The 16,030-nt window shown below is 63.4% G+C and carries 13 protein-coding genes and 1 tRNA gene; 2 read left to right on the top strand and 12 right to left on the bottom strand.

Annotation, left to right across the window (positions count from 1 at the left end; translation table 11 throughout):
• Positions 1 to 42 precede the first annotated feature (42 nt).
• From ACREE8_RS03180 to ACREE8_RS03150, 7 genes are all read right to left on the bottom strand, one after another.
• Entirely contained in the window at positions 43 to 1,221 is a 1,179-nt protein-coding gene (locus ACREE8_RS03180) for an ABC transporter substrate-binding protein (RefSeq protein ID WP_431571530.1), read from the bottom strand.
• Between the two features lie 257 nt (positions 1,222 to 1,478).
• Complete coding sequence (locus tag ACREE8_RS03175; RefSeq protein ID WP_431571529.1) at positions 1,479 to 1,634, bottom strand: hypothetical protein; 156 nt, start codon at positions 1,632 to 1,634, stop codon at positions 1,479 to 1,481.
• A gap of 160 nt (positions 1,635 to 1,794) precedes the next feature.
• Positions 1,795 to 2,580 (bottom strand): alpha/beta fold hydrolase, encoded by a 786-nt coding sequence (locus ACREE8_RS03170; RefSeq protein WP_431571528.1) that lies wholly within the window; start codon positions 2,578 to 2,580, stop codon positions 1,795 to 1,797.
• Positions 2,581 to 2,939: 359 nt separating this feature from the next.
• The gene (locus ACREE8_RS03165; protein WP_431571527.1) at positions 2,940 to 4,127 is read right to left on the bottom strand and encodes a M24 family metallopeptidase; all 1,188 of its coding nucleotides are present in this window, start codon (positions 4,125 to 4,127) and stop codon (positions 2,940 to 2,942) included.
• 225 nt (positions 4,128 to 4,352) lie between these two features.
• Entirely contained in the window at positions 4,353 to 5,735 is a 1,383-nt protein-coding gene (locus ACREE8_RS03160; RefSeq protein ID WP_431571526.1) for a C69 family dipeptidase, read from the bottom strand.
• Between the two features lie 196 nt (positions 5,736 to 5,931).
• A tRNA-Gln gene (locus tag ACREE8_RS03155) sits at positions 5,932 to 6,005 on the bottom strand.
• A 325-nt stretch (positions 6,006 to 6,330) separates the two neighbouring features.
• Positions 6,331 to 7,431, bottom strand: a complete 1,101-nt coding sequence (locus ACREE8_RS03150; RefSeq protein WP_431571525.1) for an extracellular solute-binding protein — start codon at positions 7,429 to 7,431, stop codon at positions 6,331 to 6,333.
• Positions 7,432 to 7,845: 414 nt separating this feature from the next.
• Between ACREE8_RS03150 and ACREE8_RS03145 the strand changes: the two genes are divergently transcribed.
• The gene (locus ACREE8_RS03145) at positions 7,846 to 9,015 is read left to right on the top strand and encodes a serine hydrolase domain-containing protein (protein WP_431571524.1); all 1,170 of its coding nucleotides are present in this window, start codon (positions 7,846 to 7,848) and stop codon (positions 9,013 to 9,015) included.
• A gap of 165 nt (positions 9,016 to 9,180) precedes the next feature.
• Here ACREE8_RS03145 and ACREE8_RS03140 read toward each other — a convergent pair whose 3' ends face one another.
• The 3 genes from ACREE8_RS03140 to ACREE8_RS03130 form a co-directional block, all read right to left on the bottom strand.
• Complete coding sequence (locus ACREE8_RS03140) at positions 9,181 to 9,783, bottom strand: amino acid synthesis family protein (protein WP_431571523.1); 603 nt, start codon at positions 9,781 to 9,783, stop codon at positions 9,181 to 9,183.
• Positions 9,784 to 9,849: 66 nt separating this feature from the next.
• Complete coding sequence (locus ACREE8_RS03135) at positions 9,850 to 10,641, bottom strand: alpha/beta fold hydrolase (protein WP_431571522.1); 792 nt, start codon at positions 10,639 to 10,641, stop codon at positions 9,850 to 9,852.
• 55 nt (positions 10,642 to 10,696) lie between these two features.
• The gene (locus ACREE8_RS03130) at positions 10,697 to 11,098 is read right to left on the bottom strand and encodes a RidA family protein (protein WP_431571521.1); all 402 of its coding nucleotides are present in this window, start codon (positions 11,096 to 11,098) and stop codon (positions 10,697 to 10,699) included.
• 154 nt (positions 11,099 to 11,252) lie between these two features.
• Here ACREE8_RS03130 and ACREE8_RS03125 point away from each other — a divergent pair, with 154 nt between their 5' ends.
• A complete protein-coding gene (locus ACREE8_RS03125) occupies positions 11,253 to 12,737 on the top strand; it encodes an aldehyde dehydrogenase (protein ID WP_431571520.1) in 1,485 nt (494 codons plus the stop codon).
• Here ACREE8_RS03125 and ACREE8_RS03120 read toward each other — a convergent pair.
• The gene (locus ACREE8_RS03120) at positions 12,734 to 14,839 is read right to left on the bottom strand and encodes an acetate--CoA ligase family protein (RefSeq protein WP_431571519.1); all 2,106 of its coding nucleotides are present in this window, start codon (positions 14,837 to 14,839) and stop codon (positions 12,734 to 12,736) included. The two genes, ACREE8_RS03125 and ACREE8_RS03120, sit on opposite strands and share 4 nt — an antisense overlap.
• Entirely contained in the window at positions 14,836 to 15,966 is a 1,131-nt protein-coding gene (locus tag ACREE8_RS03115) for an acyl-CoA dehydrogenase family protein (RefSeq protein WP_431571518.1), read from the bottom strand. The genes ACREE8_RS03120 and ACREE8_RS03115 overlap by 4 nt, the downstream gene beginning before the upstream one ends.
• Positions 15,967 to 16,030: the final 64 nt, after the last annotated feature.

The following is a 16,030-nucleotide window of genomic DNA, read 5'->3' as shown; positions in this document are numbered from 1 at the left end:
CGTCAGAGGACGGGGCGGCGACGCGATCGTCAAGTCAGGTGATTACGGCTTGAAGGCTTCGGGATCGGCCGGATGCAGGAAGAACTGGTCGAGATAGTTTTTTCCCGCCCATTTCTCGATGCCGACATTGTACCAGGCGCCGGATTCCTCATCGCAGTTCTGGTCGAGGACCTTGGCCAACTCATCGGCAGTCAAGGTCTGCGGCCGGGTGAGGATCGACTGGACCTTCGGCCCCTGCCCTTCGAGCGTGCGCATCATGATGTTCCAGGACATCTCGAAGTCGTCGCCCGGGGGCCAAGCCTGGACCGAGGAGGAGATGTAGTCGGGATTCTTCCGCCAATAGCAGAGGGCCCCCAGCTCGCCGCCGATGGTGATCGGCGGCATTTTCCGGCCGCTCTGCTTCAGCGCGCGCAGAGCGCCGAGCTCGGAAGCGGACTGGATGGTGACGCCGTCGAGCTGGCCGGGGTTGGTGGCGAGCCAGCGCTGGATCTCGGACTGTGCGACTTGGTCGGTCCACATGCCCGCGACCGAGCCGACGACCTTGATGTCCGGATACTTCTTAAAGGCGTTGAGAATGCCGAGGTTCTGGGAATCCGAAGCCGAGGCGCCCGGAATGCCTTCCACATTCAGCACATTGCCCTTGCCGCCGATCTCCTTGGCCATCCACTCGCCCAGCATGTAGCCGCCGACGACGAAGTTGGCCGACGAGTTGACCGCGTAGGGCGAGGTCAGATAGCCGGTCGTCGAGAAGACCGGAATGCCGCGCTCATAGGCATATTGGACGGTCTGGTTGAGCGCCGTGGGGTTCGAGCAGCAGACGATGATCGCGTCCACGCCCTGGTCGACCAGTTGGCGCATCTGCTGGATCTGGACCGAATCGTTCAGGTTGGACTGGGTGATGATGACGTCCGAGATCAGCCCGAGCTGCTTCCATTTCGGGATGATTTCCTCCTGGAGGCGCTTCATCACGGCCGCGCGCCAGGTGTTGCCGGCGTAGGAGCTGGCATAGCCGATCTTCCAGGGTGGCGGATTCTTCGGCTTCCAGTCGCGATAGGCGCTCTCGCCGATCGGCTGCATCGGGTCGATCATCTGGGGGTTATAGAGTTCGTCCCGGATGTTCTGCGGCAGTTCGTCGACGCCGGCGGCCATGGCCTGAGTGCCGACGACGAGCGCGGCGGCAAATGCTGCAGCGCGCAAAATGCTCTTGTATGGCTGTGTCAAATTCCCCTCCCGGTGAGGTCGCAGTTCTGCGCTGCGAACATGAGCCCGTTTAGGCCCTTGGCTGGACTATCAGCCAAGCGGGACACCCCGGGTAATACAATTTTACTATATTCGGTATATGCGCCCGGCATGGATCGCCGGTGGATAACTCGAGCTGTCGCCGCGGAGAAACGCTGACCGGGCAGACGAGTCGCGATCGTTCAGAATGAGCCTGCGCCTACGGATTCCGCAACTTCAGCGACCGGCAGCGGGGCGCCTCAATGGCCGCCGCGCTTGAAATATTGCACCGCACGCTCGTGCTTCTCGGCCGCGGCACGGGTCTTGAAGGTGCCGAGATTTCGCCGCTTGCCGGTCGCGGGATTCTTCTTCCTCGAATAGAGCCGGTACTCGCCCGACTTCAGTTTGCGGATCATGGCAATTCCCTTCGCATTTGCATCCTCGCGGATGCCGTCACCCTGGGAAACCCATGTTCAGGGCAAAAGTTCCTGCGTCGGGCCGATGCGGCTCTTGCGTCTTCTGCCGAGCCGGTATCTGAAGGTGGTCGTCACAAACTGGGTTCGACAGCCGGTAATCTCATTCCTGCGCGTGCTGGGCGGCGTCCTCGATGACGGAAGCGACTTCCTTCGGGCGCGATTCATAGACGGAATGGCTGGCGCCCGCGATTTCGATCGTGTGGCTGCCGGCGCGCTTGTAGTACCTCCTCTCGAGATCGGGATTGATGATCCTGTCGGCGCCAGCCACGATCGCCCAGCTCGGCTTCGTCTTCCAGGCGGCCACGGTCATCGGCGCGGTGAAGACCTGCGCCGCCGTGAGGATCTGGGACCTCGCCTCGAACTCGGCCTGCTCGCGCGGCAGATCGGCGGCGAAGTCCTTGGGGAAGTCGGCGGGATTGAGGTAGGTGAAACCGTCGTCGGTTTTCTTGATCGCGCCCTCCTGCTTCGCCGTGATGCTGGGCATGGTCTTGCCGAGGGCGCCTTCGCTCTCTCCGACATCGGGAGCGTGAGCGGCCACATAAACGAGACCGACGACCTTCGGGTGGACGCCGGCCTCGGTGATGACCGATCCGCCATAGCTGTGACCGACGAGGATGCAGGGTCCGGTCTGGAGGTCCAGCACGCGGTTGACCGCGGCGACATCATCCTGGAACGATGTCAGCGGCTCCTGCGCCATGGCCACGTCGTAGCCGTCGCGGGTGAGAATGTCGTAGACCGGCCTCCAACCCGAACCATCCACCCAGGCGCCGTGAACCAGCACGATGCATTTCACGGGGGCGGCGAGCGACGGAGCGGCGGTTGCGCCGAGAATCAGGCACGCGGCAAATGCCCGTGCGAGACAGATCCTGAGAGCCTTGCGAATCATCGCGGGAATTCCTTCAGCGCATGCCGTGGAAGAGGGCTTCTGTGGCGGCTCCTTTTCTGAACGAAACGGACAGGGTTCTCTTGTCGGGGATTGCGCCCCTTGGTGCGAATCGCGGATTTCGGCGGGAAAGCTTCGCTGAAGCGAAAACGGGTGCCGGTCCGAAAGTCCGGCAGATCTTCGACAGCGCGTGCGAAGACGAAGGGATTCACATCGTCGCGGCTATGGGAACGATGTCAGGACACGGCCTTTCCACGGCCGGTCTCGCTCCCTCACATGCTCCGCTCGATGACGGCCTGCCGCCTTCTCAGGTCACGGCGTGTTTGGCGTCGTGTGCGGCACCGACGACCCGACGGTATCGGCTACCATCGGCGAATCGGCGCGTCCGTGATCCGCTCGACGCCCTGCTCCGTCACCAGCACGGTTTCCTCGAAATCCCCCAGATAACCGTCGCGCGAGAGCGTCTTCTCCAGGCAGAGCACCATGCCGGGGACCAGCTTCGTCGGCTCGCCCGGATTGAGCCAGGGCGAATCCCAACCAAGCCCAACACCATGACCGAGGCCGGTGAACACGCCGGTCAGCGGATAACCAAGCTCTTGCTGCTTGCGTATCCCGGCTTCGGCGACGTCGCCGGCGGTGACCCCCGGCCTTATCGCGGCGATGCCGGCCTCGACCACGGCAATCGCCGCTTCGAAGGCTTCGACCTGTTCCGGCTGGGTCCGGCCGATGGGGCAGGATCGCGAAAGATCGAAATAATAGCCCTGCAACACCCCGGATATGCCGGCGCGGAACCACTGCCCCTCGGACAGGGGCTCCTCCGACGACCAGGTCGGAAAGTTCGCCCTGACGGCTCGTCCGTTCTGGCCCCCGGTGCCCGAGGCCATGAAGGAGTTGTAGAGCATGCCGCCGGCGGGGATCAGGATATCCATGCCGGCCTTCAGCACCTCGCCGTGAGTGGCGCCAGGCACCGCGGCCTTCATCATCGCCTCGATCATGCGGGAGCCGAGGCGCGACGCGGCCCGCAGCCGCTCGATCTCCCCCGGCGACTTGATCGCGCGCAAGCCTGCCAGGATGTGATCGGCCTCGCCCCACTCCACGCCAGGCAGGGCGGCCGCAAGCTTGCGGTACATGTTGAGGGCAATGGTGTCGTTACCGACCAACCCGATCCGGCCGGCAGCGAGGCCGCGCTCCTTCAGGGCCGCGATCGTGGTTTCGATGACGAGATCCGTCACCAGGATCTGATCGGCCGGCATGACGATCTTGTCGCGATAAGGGATATCGATCACGAGACAAGGATCGGCACGGACCGGCAGGATCAGGAAGGAATGGGCGCGCCCCGTCCACTTGCCCTCGACATCCGGTATGTAGGGAAAGGAGGTGTAATGGTCGGTCAGATAGGCGATATCGCCGTAACGGTCGACGGCGCCGCCGCCGCGGCCGCAAACAAGAAGGCCAACGAAGCCCTCCTCTCTTGCCTGGACGGTGGCTCTCCGCCGGCGCTCGGCGAACTCCTCGGCGCTGATTTGGATTCTGGGAAGGACCCTGTTCATATCACCCTCTGACGCAGATCGAGGCAATCTCCTGGAAGCGTGGATATTTGACAGACAGTGGCGCGTCTCACAAGGTTGAAGCCGCCGCTCGAGCGCGATCCTGTCGAGTTCCTCATCGAGTCCGATGAGGAAACCTTCAGCGTGCAGACCACCGTTGATTCGAATGCGGATCGCTCGTCGACAGGCGACGGGGGCGCCACGGATCGTGGATTGCCGTTGCTACATTCACCCAGAGGCGTCCTGGGGCTCCAGGATCGATGACGGCCGGACTTGTGCCAGAAGAGATCCGCCCCCTTGAAAAGTGGGCACCCGCGCGGCATCCACATGCTGAAGATAACGGCCACGCGGATCGGCATCGCGCGGCTCGATGACGTCGGCCATGCAGGCCTGCGTCATGTCCGAGATGATCCGGCAGGCCGCTTCCTGTCGCCGGGCGGCCAGACTCGTCAGCGCGGAGCGGGCGGATCGGCTGGCATCGCCGGGGAGGCTGCGGGCGGCGGCAAGGGTCTCCGCCTCGAGTTCGGCCCATATTGCCCGCGGCGCCCCGGACAGACGGCCGTAATCCCGCTCGATCAGCCGCTGCATCGATTCCAGATCCCACCAGCCATCGGCGTTGCCGGCGCCAGGCTGGGCCCAGCCTTGCGGCGGCCCGGCATCGAGCCAGATCGGCACGAAGCTCGACAGGCAGGGCGAGGCGAGCGAAGCCCAGAACAATGAGGGGCGGTCCTGGCCCGGCAGCTCGACCGCCACGCTGGCCACGGTCTCCGACCCTTCGGGCGAAGACGCATGCATGCAGATCAGACTCTCTCCATCGCTGTCGGGGCGCCAGCCGGCATCGGCGCCGTGCGCGCCATGCCCTCGAAGCAGGGAAAAGAGGTCCTCGAGCGAAATCTTGCCCTCCTTTTCCAGCGCCTCGAGCTTGGCCTGCGAAAAATCGAGACGCGCCGCACAACCCGGCAGGAACGGCACCTCCGTGTCGGCATAAGCGGCGGCAAAGTCGAAGGGCGCGCCGGCGGCAGGGTCGAACCAGCCCGACTGGATCGCATATTCGATCGCGCCCTCGGAGATCCGGTCATAGTCCGAGCCGATCGAATAGACGTTCGAGATCGATGCCCAACCGTCGAGCTTCTTCGCGACCCAATGGCGGCCCGCGGTCTGCAGGATCCATCCCCCGTCAGTATCCGCGAGGATGAAGCCGTTATGGTAGGTCTGGTCCTGCGTCGCGGATGTCCGTCCCGACTGGCCGTACTGCTCCAGAAGGCCCACCAGGACGGCCAGCCCCTCCTCCGCCGTCGCGGCCCGCTCGAGCGTGAGGCGCAGGAGATCCATTCCCAGCAGCCCTGGTTCGGTCGAGCCCGGCAACCTCGACCAGATGGCCTCGTTGCCGATCGCCAGACCGCATTCGTTGACGCCATGCTCGAAGCCCCACATCCACCAGGGGCGCGAACCGAGGACGGCGTAGGTGCGAGCGACCTGCGGTATCTCGATATAGGTACAGCGGACCCTGCTGCCGGGCCGATGGTCTGCCGCCTCGACCCTCGTCAGATACTGCGCCTCGTTGGGCTCGCGGTCGGAGTTCTTGGCCAGGGTGGTGTGGCCGGACACCATAAACCGACCCTGCACAGCGAACGTGTCACACATGGATTTTGCCCTTGCCGTGGTTCATCGAATCTTGCTCCGTACATGTGTTCGTCACAACGCAGAATGACCGCGCTCATGCCGCGTCGCGCAGACCAGCATCGATCAGTTCAAGCATGGCAGAAAGAACCGAAATCAGGCGCGTCATCGCAAAAACAAAAAGAAGTGGCTGGGGCGCCAGGATTCGAACCTGGGATCACGGGATCAAAACCCGTTGCCTTACCGCTTGGCCACGCCCCAGCAGGGCGGATCCGGGAAGCACGTTCCCGGACTCCAAAACTCGCTGGCCGAAATGCCGGCGCTGGGCCAAGGAGGCCGGCGCCGGAAGGCTTGGCTGAGCGAGGCGGCGCGCCTTCATAGCGGCAAGCGCCGCCGACCGCAATTGTGTTGAATTGTCCTGTCGATTTAAGGGGTTGGCTTGGTACCCCGAACGCCGGAGCAGCCCCAGCCGGAAGCCGGACCGCAGTAATGCGCGCGAGCCGGGGCCCTCAAGCAAAGGGCCCGGCATGTCGATGCCGGGCCCGGAGCCCTCACGAAACTCTTTCTTGCTTGTCCGCAGTCCCGATCAGCCGCCGGACTGAACTTTCAGGACCAGATCCTCGTATTTCTTCTTGGTCTCGGGCGCGATCGTTTCGACGATGATCGAGCCCTTCAGCATGCCCTCCGGGTCCGTGAAACCCAACTCGGCTCGGCGCGCATCCGATACGAGCGGATAGGCTTTGCTGTTCGTGGACCCGTAACCGAGATTGTCGATCACATGGGCGCCGGATTCGGGCGATGTCCAGGAATTGATCAGGTCATAGCAGGCATCGACGTTCTTCGCCTTCTTGTTCATCACAAAGCCGGCGATCCAGGTGAGTATGCCTTCCGACGGAACCATCATGGAGACCGCAAGGCCCTGCTTCTTCAGGTTGACCAGCGACTGGTTCCACCCGTATGCGGCGACAACCTCTCCCGACGCCAGCGCCTGCTCGAGCTGGGTGGCATCGTCCCAGTAGAACCGCATCAGCTTGCGCTGCTTTCTCGCCAGTTGATCCACCTGTTTGAGCTGGTCGTCGGACAGCGAGAAGATGTTCTTCATTCCCAGCACGAGGGCGGCGCATTCGACGATGTTCTCCGCGGAGTTGTACATCGCGAGCTTTCCCGCGTAGCGCTCGTCGTAGAGAAGCTTCCAGGACGGCTTGGACTGATACTCCGGATCCACGAGATCTGTCCGGAAAATCACCGAACTGTTGCCGAACTCGCTTGGCACCATGTAGAGCTTGTTATCGACATAGATCGAAGGTTCCTTGCGGATCGGTTCGAACATGTCCGGCCAGGTCGTCACTCGCGACGGGTCGATGGGCTGCAGGATATCGGCATCATGCCAGCGCTGGACATTGTAGTTGCCGGGATGCATCAGGTCCGGGACCCAGCCGCTCTTCATCTTCTGCAGCGACTCTTCTTCGCTGCCGATATAGGCGAACTCCGGCATGCCCCCGTGTTTCGCGACATATGATTTGTAGAGTTCCGGCGCATCGTAGCCCGGCCAGGTGAGCTCGAGAACTTCGGCGGCAGCTCTCGCCGGGCGACTCACGAACTGCATCGACGCATAAGCCAAGCCTGCAGCCGCTGCCGTTTTCAGGACGTCGCGCCGCGAAATCGCCCCAGATACGCTTGCTCCCATAGCCTGCTCCTGTTTTGCCCGGCATCGATCCTTTTCGCCGATGCCCTTTCTTCTTTCGGCTTCTCGACCGCTGACCTACCCGCTTATGCGGGACACGCTCCCGGCAGGCCTCGAAGCTGCGGGGCATGATCGGGCCGAGGTTCGGGTGTCATTTTAATTTTTTCGGCCTAATTCAGAGAATTTCGCCAACACCGCCGGGGACTTCGGTCCTGTGTTTCGGACACATGCATGGCGCCTTCCTCCCCGGCCGCCTCCTCCGTGGCGAAAACGCGGCGCCCACGTCGGAAAACTGCAAATCGGCGACACCGGACCGCATGAGACTTGCTCGGAACCGTGGCGACACAGCGGTCTTTTGGCATGCGGCAACGGCGATCGACAGGATCGCCATGGAACGAAGAACTCGTGGAAACGAAGATGGTGAATACCCCCACCTTTCCGAATCCGGACCTGGTCGTCGGCGACGACAACAAGCCGCGATGGAACGAACCTGCGCATCGCCGCCATGGATTCTTCAATCTGCATCGCCTGTGGCGCTATGGGTTGACCTTCCGGGCCGCCCAGGTCATGCCGCTGGAACTCCGTGCCGACCTCCGTATCGCCACCATGCCCGACCTGCAGCGGCTGGTGGAGCTGCCATTCTTCTCCGCGATGCTGGTCCTTCGGGGCCATCATCTGCTGTTCGAGCGCTATGCATCCGACTTTGGCCCGGCCCAGCCGCATAGCATTCAATCCGTCTCCAAGACGATGATGAATCTGATCATAGGGCGACTCATCGACGATGGAGCGGTCAGCCTCGAAGAGAAGGTCTCGACCTATCTGCCGGAGATCGGCAGCGGCTATGCCGGGGCGTCGATCCAGCAGGTTCTCGATATGGACGTCGCCAACGAGTATTCCGAAGACTATGACGATCCCTACACCATGGCCTACTTTCACGAGGAGGCCGAGGGATTTCGCCTGCCCCTCGAGTTCGATCGGGAGCAGACCATGCGCTCCTTCATTGGAAGCATCGGCGGAAGCGGCGTCGCCAACCATACCGGCCACATGCTTTACAAGTCGGCGAACACCGACGTACTGGCATGGATCGCTGAACGCGTCACGGACCGGCCGCTCCGGGCAATTCTCGCCGAGCTTGCCGATGCCGCCGGATTCGAAGGGCAACTCCACATCGCCACGGACCGTCTCGGCGTTCCGGTGATGAACAGCGGCGCCTGCCTGACGGCTCGCGATCTCGCGAGGTATGGCGCGATATTCGCACGCCGCGGATTGGGGGCCGACGGTCGACAGGTCGGTAGCGCGAGCTTCATCGAACGCTCTCTCAAAGGCGGGCTGCCCATGCCGGAGGCGCGAAAGCCTCTGCGCTACAGCAATCACGTCAATACCAATGGTCGCTGGCTCGGCCATGGCGGCTATGGCGGCCAGTATATGCTGGTCGATCTGACGACCGGCATCGTCGGCGTGTTCCTCAGCGTGCTCGACAACAGGAGCGGCTACGATCCCGCCTACTATGCGCCGATCATTCGCGCGCTCGAGGCGATCGGCGAGATGAAGTCCGAAGACGACAGCGCCGCCCTGCCGGTGCCATGAGCAAGGCCATGTTCAAGCGAATGCTCGACCGGGTCCTCTCCCTGCTTGAAGGAAGGCCACCTCTCAACGGCCGGAATGGCCCTGCCGTCATCCAATGGGCTGCATCCCGCTACGTCAGATCCATGAGCGCGTCATCCGGCTGACGGGCCGTTCCCGGTCTCCGCCTCACAGACCGGCGGGATTGTCGATGTCGGCTCCAATGTCCTTGAGGTCCTGATAGCGATCGCCAATCCGGTGATGCGGCCTGCCGCCGCTCGCACCGCCGAACGCCGCAATCAGTTCGTCATCCGCCGGGGCATCGTAGATGGAGAACTGAACGGTGAGATAGTGGGATCGCCGCCCCGTATCGTGCCTGTCCATCAGTGGAATGTTGATCTGCGTATTGGCCGGGCCGCGTGTATTGGTGAAACCCAGATAGCTCTTTGCCTTCAGGGCTTCGCGATAATAGTTGCCGAAGCGCAGCGTATGGATGAGAGCCGAGGCATGCTCGATCTCGCAATCGAGCCCCGACATTGCCGCCTTCCCATAGGCTTCGATTTGATCCGCGCCTCCGGCAAGTGCCACGATCTGATCGGTCAGGAGCTTTCCCAGCTTGGGAGCGAATGCCTTGATTTCGGGCTTGAGGTCCTCGACATAGCCTCGCCCCGCCCAGGGATTCCTGACGACGGCGGCCACGCCGAACACGCGTAGAATAGGATCGGCCTCCTTCTCCCCTTCGAACATGACCTGTTCCGCGAAGGTCACGATCTTCCGAATCCTGAGTTCCATGATTTCCTCGCTGAGATTGGCGGGCAATGCCGCATCAACTGGACAGCCGCTGCGGGCTCGATGACGTCACTCGACTCGTCGAAGGAACGACATCAGGCTCGCGTTATAGAGTTCGCTGGCTTCGATCATTGCCAGATGCCGGAGTCCCGGCAGGATGACCGCGCTGGCACCCGGAATTTCCGCGGCAATGGCTCTCGTCATCTCGGGCGAGTTGCCGTGATCCTCGTCCCCAGTGATCACCAGCGCTGGGCAGGCGATCGGCGGCGAGGGGGCGATGAGTTCGGCGATTCCATCGACCAGGAGCTGGTAGAAATCGGGATAGATGGCTCTGTCGTTCGCCAGAATCGATTTTCGGATCTGATCCATGATCGCCGGATGGCTGGCCCTGAATGCGTCCGTGAACCACCGCGTCAGGGCGGCCTCCACGGTCGCCTGCGGACCGTCCCGGCGAGCCTGATCGACGCGTGACTGGATGGCTCGATGAGCTTGGGGATCTCGCCGATGCGCGGAGTGCAGAATCGCCAGCGCCCATAGGCGCTCGGGCCGGTCCATGGCGAACCGTCGGGCGATCATTCCGCCGAGCGAGAAGCCGGCTATGGCGGCCTTCTCGATCCGCAGGTGATCCATGAGCCGGAACAGCTGATCCGACAGCAGCGACAGCGAGGGCTTGGCCCGCGGCGGCGGGCTCCCGCCATGGCCATACAGATCGTAGGCGATCACGCGATAACGCTGGGCGAGCGCTCCGGTCTGCCATTGCCACATGGATCGGCTCAGGCCGAGCCCGTGAACCAGGATGACTGCAGGTCCGTCCACCCCCCAGGTCTCGTACTCTGTTCCGTCGTCGGCGATCCGTTTCACATCACGCTTCCTGCGGTACTCGGAAAAGCCCACTGTGAGCCTCGCGCTTGCCTGCTCACCGGGGTTCCTTCGTTACCGGCCTGTAGGCCACGACTTCCACCTCCACGCGTACATCCACCAGAAGATCGCTGAGCACCGCCGACCGGGCCGGCGGCTCTTCCGGGAAATACTCCCCGTAGACGGCGTTAAAGCCGGGAAAATCCGCGCGGTCCCTGAGCCACACCATGGATTTGACCACGTCCGACATGTCACAGCCCGCTTCCGACAGCGTTTCCTTGATCGCTTCGAGGACCGCCCGGGTCTGCTCCTCGATTGTGCCTGTCGTCATCGGCTGGCCATGGCTGAACGGAATCTGGCCGGTCAGAAATACATAGCCGCCGGCGCGGACCGCACGCGACAAGGTAAGTTGCCTGCCGCCGATAACGAGCGGGGCCCCGATGACCTGCTTGCGCTCCATCTCACTTCCTCGATTCCTGATCGCTTCAAAAACTAACCGAGCCCCGGCTCGGGGCGTTGCATGCTTTTCGCCAGCCGGTGGCGAATTTTTCCATGCCGCCGCCCCGGCCCGCGCCTAGGCTAAGTCTCTCCCGATCTTGAAGAAAGGGCCGCCGATGACGGAGCTCAAACGTTGCCAAATGCTCATCGATGGTCATTGGGTCGATGCCGAGGACGGCCGGACCTTCGAAAGCATCAATCCCGCCACGGCCGAGCCCTGGGCTCTGATCCCGGAGGCGACGGCGCTCGATGTGAATCGTGCGGTGTTGGCGGCGCATCGTGCCTTTACCGAAGGCGAATGGGCAAATGCCCTGCCCACGGCACGAGGCAAGTATCTGCGCAGGCTTGCGGACCTGCTGGCAGAGCGCTCCGAAGAGCTCGGACGGGCGGAGACGATCGACACCGGCAAGATGCTCAAGGAAACGCGGTGGCAGGCGAAATACATCGCGGAGTTCTTCCACTACTACGCGGGCTGCGCCGACAAGATCCAAGGGGCCACCTTGCCGATCGACAAGCCGGACATGCACGCCTTCACGATGCGCGAACCTCTCGGCGTCGTTGCCGCCGTCGTTCCGTGGAACTCCCAGCTGTTCCTGGTTGCGGTGAAGATCGGCCCGGCCCTCGCGGCAGGCAACACGGTGGTCCTCAAGGCCTCCGAACATGCCTCGGTGCCCATGCTCGAGTTCGGCAAGCTGATCGAAGAGGCAGGCTTTCCGCCCGGGGTCGTGAACATCGTCACCGGTCATGGCGATCCCTGCGGCAAGGCTCTCACCTCTCACCCCCTCGTGCAGCGCATCAGCTTCACGGGTGGGCCTGCCTCGGCGCGAAACGTGATTCACAACTCGGCGAGCAACTTCGCCCAGCTCTCGCTCGAGCTCGGCGGTAAATCGCCGTTCATCGTGTTCGAGGATGCGGACGTCGAGAGCGCCGTGAACGGATCGATCTCGGGGATCTTCGGCGCCAGCGGACAAAGCTGCGTCGCGGGATCCAGGCTCTACCTGCATGAAAAGATCGCGGACGCGTTCCTCGACAAGATGACGGCGCAGGTGCGCAACATTCGTATCGGCGATCCTCTGGCGGAGGAGACGCAGATGGGGCCGCTGGCGACCAAGGAGCAGCTCTCGCGTATCGCGATCGAGGTGGCTCACGCCCAGGAACAGGGCGGCAAGCTGCTGACCGGCGGCAACAGGCCGGCGAGCCCCAATCGCGGCTGGTACTACGAGCCGACCATCGTGGAATGCCCCGATCAGAAGATGCGGATCGTCGACACCGAGCTGTTTGGTCCGGTGCTGAGCGTGCTCAGGTTCAAGAGCGAGGACGACGTGGTTCGGCTCGCCAATGACACGCGCTATGGGCTGGCGGCGGGCATTTTCACCAGGAACGGCGCCCGGGCGCTCAGGGTGACGCGGGCGATCCGGGCGGGAATCGTTTGGGTCAATACCTATCGTGTCGTCTCGCCCATCGCCGAATTCGGCGGCTTCAAGGAATCGGGTTACGGCCGGGAGAGCGGATTGCAGGCCGTCTATGACTATACGCGACCGAAGACGGTATGGATCAACACGTCGGACAAGCCGCTCTCGAACCCGTTTGTCATGCGCTAGGCGGGCGCCTCTCCGGCCACCCGCATCAGAACGTCGACCGCCGAGACGCCGTTGCGCAGCAGGAAGAGGGGGTTGATCTCCACTTCGGCGATGCTATCGCTCAGCTTGAGGACGTGGCCTGCGAGACGCTCCAACGCATCGATGACGGCATCGCGATCCGCGGCGGGCTTCCCGCGATAGCCGTCGATCATCCGTGAAATCCGCAAACGCCCCAAGGCCGCCGACAGATCGGCCCGGGATGCGGGCAGCAGGATCGTCACCGCATCGGCGATCAATTCGACCAGAACGCCGCCGCTTGCCAATGTCATTGCGAAGCCGAACTGCGGATCGTGACGAACGCTCACCATGAGCTCGGCAAGCGGCGGCTCGACCATCTTCTCCAGCAGGAAGCGGTCGCTGACCGCCGCAGGGTCGTAGGCGGCCACGTCGCGGCGCATCCGGGCGACGGCGCCCAGGACTTCGTCGGAGTCGCGCAGACCCAGCCTGACCGCGCCGGCTTCCGTCTTGTGCGGCAGTTTTTCGTGCAGCATCTTCAGCGCCACGGGAAACCCCAACCCGATGGACGCGCGCGGCGCGTCATCGCCCGATGTGACGCAGCCTTGCGGCACGTGAATTCCTGCCGCTGCGACGACCTTCTTGGCGGCCGCTTCATCGAGCATCGTCAAGGGAGCGGAAGGAAGCAGCGACAGGCGCAAGGGGCCGGGCCGCTGCCTTAGAATCGATTCTTTTCTAGCCGAGAACCAGGCGGCGCCCGCAATGGCATCGAGGCACTCATGGATGCCTTGCATGGGCGCGACACCCTTGGACAGCAGGTAATCGCGCGTCCCGGCGTCGATATTTTCCGGCAAGGTGCTGCATATGGCCGCGGGCGTGCCGGTGGCCGCCGCCGCCTCGACGAAACTGGTGGCATCGTTCAGGTAATAGGGCTTGCTGTCGTCGAGCCCTGGCGCCGGATAGTCCTGCACGATGAGCGCTGCGTCATAGCCGTCGCCAAGAAAGGCACGAAACACCGGGCCTGTCTTTTCCGGAATGCCCCAGATCGGCGTGGTGTAGTCCAACGGATTGGAGACAGTGGCGGTGAACGGCAACAGCGAGCGGAGCGCCTCCGCGGTCGCCGCTCTCGGTTGCGGGAACTCGAGGCCGATCTTCTCCGCATGGTCCGCGAGCATGGTGGCTCCGCCGCCGGAGCAGGTGAAACCTCCGACGCGGACTCCCTTCGGCGCGCCGGCAATGCAAAGGAACTTCAGGGATTCCAGGAGCTGGGACGGATTCTCGACACTGACAACCCCCAAACGGTGGAAAAGAGCGTCATAGAGCTCATGCCGGCCCGACAAGGAGCCCGTATGGCTCACCGTCAGTTCCGCCCCCATGGCGGAGGTGCCGGTCTTGAGCGCCACGATCGGCACGTTTTGCTCGAGCGCCTTCAGGGCCGCCTGCTCGAACCGCGCCACGTCCTTCAGGCCCTCGATATGCAGACCGATGGCGCGGACCTCGGGCTGCTCGCAGAGGACATCGACGAAATCCTCCAGATGCAGCACCGACTGATTGCCCGCCGAGACCATGTAGGCAAACGGCACCGAGCGCTGGCTCATCGTGATATCCGACGACAGCATGCCGCTCTGCGTGATGATGGCGCAGCCATAGCCGGGGCAGATCCCGCCATGAGCGAATGGCCAGAGCGCGGCGCGATCGACATAGTTGATCAGGCCGTAGCAATTCGGTCCGACGAGCGCCAAATCGCCGGCGGCGGCAACGAGCTGCTGCTCCGCAGCGGCACCCGCCGCCCCGGTCTCGCCGAATCCGGCCGTGTAGCAGACGACGCCCCCCGCCCCCATCGCGTTGAGCCGACTCAGCGTCTCGATGGCGGGTTCGCGCGGGATCGCCATGAAGACCGCGTCGGGCGCCGCCGGCAGATCGCCGACGGACGCGAAGCAGCGGTAACCCCCGATATCTCTACGCCTGGGATTGACGGGCCACAGATGCCCGCCGAACCCGATGCGCCGGCATTCGCGAACCACCGTCTCGGCGTCGCGTCCGCCGATGACCGCCAGGTGCCGCGGCTTCAGAAGCCGCAGCAGATTCGTGCGCTGTGCGGGTTTCACGCGCCGAGCGGCCTCAGGATCGAGCGGGAGATGATATGGCGCTGGATCTCGGACGTGCCGTCCCATATCCGCTCGAGCCTCGAATCGCGCCACAGCCGCTGTACCGGCAGCTCCTCCATGAGACCCATGCCGCCATAGATCTGCACGGTGTTGTCGGCGATCCGGCCCAGCATCTCCGAGCAGTACAGTTTCACCATCGACGCATCGACATCGGTCATCGTCTTGGCGTTGGCTCTGCGGACCGCGTCCTCGACCAGCAGGTCCGCCGCCCTCAGCTCGACGGCCATATCGGCCAGCTTGAAGCCGGTTCCCTGAAAGCGCCCGATCGGCTGCCCGAACTGCTTGCGGTTTGCCGCCCACTCCACGGCCATCTGGAACAGCCGCTCCGCCTTGCCGCAGCAGACGGCGCCCACCCACACCCGGCCCATTCCCAGCCACTTGCCGGCCAATTCGAGCCCATAGCCTTCCTCGCCGAGAATCTGGCCGGGACCCAGCCTGACGTCGGTGAAATTGAGCCTGAAGGTGTGATAGCCGCGATAACTCACGCACTTGTTGCCGACCGCGATATCGAACCCTTTTTCGCCGACATCGACAAGAAAGGCGGTGATCCTGCGGCGCTGGCCGCGCGGTGTCTCGTCGCTGCCGGTGGCCGCGAACACGATCGCGAAGTCCGGCATCACCGGCCCCGAGATGAAATGCTTGCTGCCGTTCAGAATCCAGTCCTTGCCGTTACGTCGGGCGTTGGTTCGCATCGACATGATGTCCGAACCCGCCTCGGGTTCCGTCAGTGCGAAGAGCTCGCGCTTCCCGCCCGTGACACAGGGCAGGAGATATCGTTCGACCTGCTCTCCGGCACAGGCGAGCAGGATTTCCGTGGGCCGCGCGATCCAGGAATGCAGCGCGTGGCTGGTCTTCCCAAACTCCCGCTCGATGATATGCATGGCCTCGTAGTCCAGGCCCCCGCCGCCGATGGACTCCGGCAAGTTCGCGGCGAACAAGCCCGCTTGCTTGGATCGCGCTTCGATCTGGCGGCCCAGTTCGATCGGCACTTCGCCGTCTCGGTCGACCAGATCTTCATGAGGATAGATCTCCTCTTCCATGAAGCGCTTCACCGTATCGAGAAGCATCTGGCGCTCGTGACTAAGGGAAAGCATCACTCGTTCTCCAGAATTGGCGCTGACGGGGATTCCT

The organism is Hypericibacter sp. (assembly GCF_050729195.1).
Lineage (GTDB): Bacteria > Pseudomonadota > Alphaproteobacteria > Dongiales > Dongiaceae > Hypericibacter.
The sequence above is the reverse complement of the archived record's forward strand: the minus strand, read 5'-3'. Positions and strand labels throughout refer to the sequence as shown.

Bases quoted from the DNA above. Each gene is read 5' to 3' on its own strand.
- ACREE8_RS03175 (WP_431571529.1), bottom strand. From the start codon at position 1,634: ATGATCCGCAAACTGAAGTCGGGCGAGTACCGGCTCTATTCGAGGAAG.
- ACREE8_RS03170 (WP_431571528.1), bottom strand. From the start codon at position 2,580: ATGATTCGCAAGGCTCTCAGGATCTGTCTCGCACGGGCATTTGCCGCG.
- ACREE8_RS03165 (WP_431571527.1), bottom strand. From the start codon at position 4,127: ATGAACAGGGTCCTTCCCAGAATCCAAATCAGCGCCGAGGAGTTCGCC.
- ACREE8_RS03160 (WP_431571526.1), bottom strand. From the start codon at position 5,735: ATGGTGTCCGGCCACACCACCCTGGCCAAGAACTCCGACCGCGAGCCC.
- ACREE8_RS03150 (WP_431571525.1), bottom strand. From the start codon at position 7,431: ATGGGAGCAAGCGTATCTGGGGCGATTTCGCGGCGCGACGTCCTGAAA.
- ACREE8_RS03145 (WP_431571524.1), top strand. From the start codon at position 7,846: ATGGTGAATACCCCCACCTTTCCGAATCCGGACCTGGTCGTCGGCGAC.
- ACREE8_RS03140 (WP_431571523.1), bottom strand. From the start codon at position 9,783: ATGGAACTCAGGATTCGGAAGATCGTGACCTTCGCGGAACAGGTCATG.
- ACREE8_RS03130 (WP_431571521.1), bottom strand. From the start codon at position 11,098: ATGGAGCGCAAGCAGGTCATCGGGGCCCCGCTCGTTATCGGCGGCAGG.
- ACREE8_RS03125 (WP_431571520.1), top strand. From the start codon at position 11,253: ATGACGGAGCTCAAACGTTGCCAAATGCTCATCGATGGTCATTGGGTC.
- ACREE8_RS03115 (WP_431571518.1), bottom strand. From the start codon at position 15,966: ATGCTTCTCGATACGGTGAAGCGCTTCATGGAAGAGGAGATCTATCCT.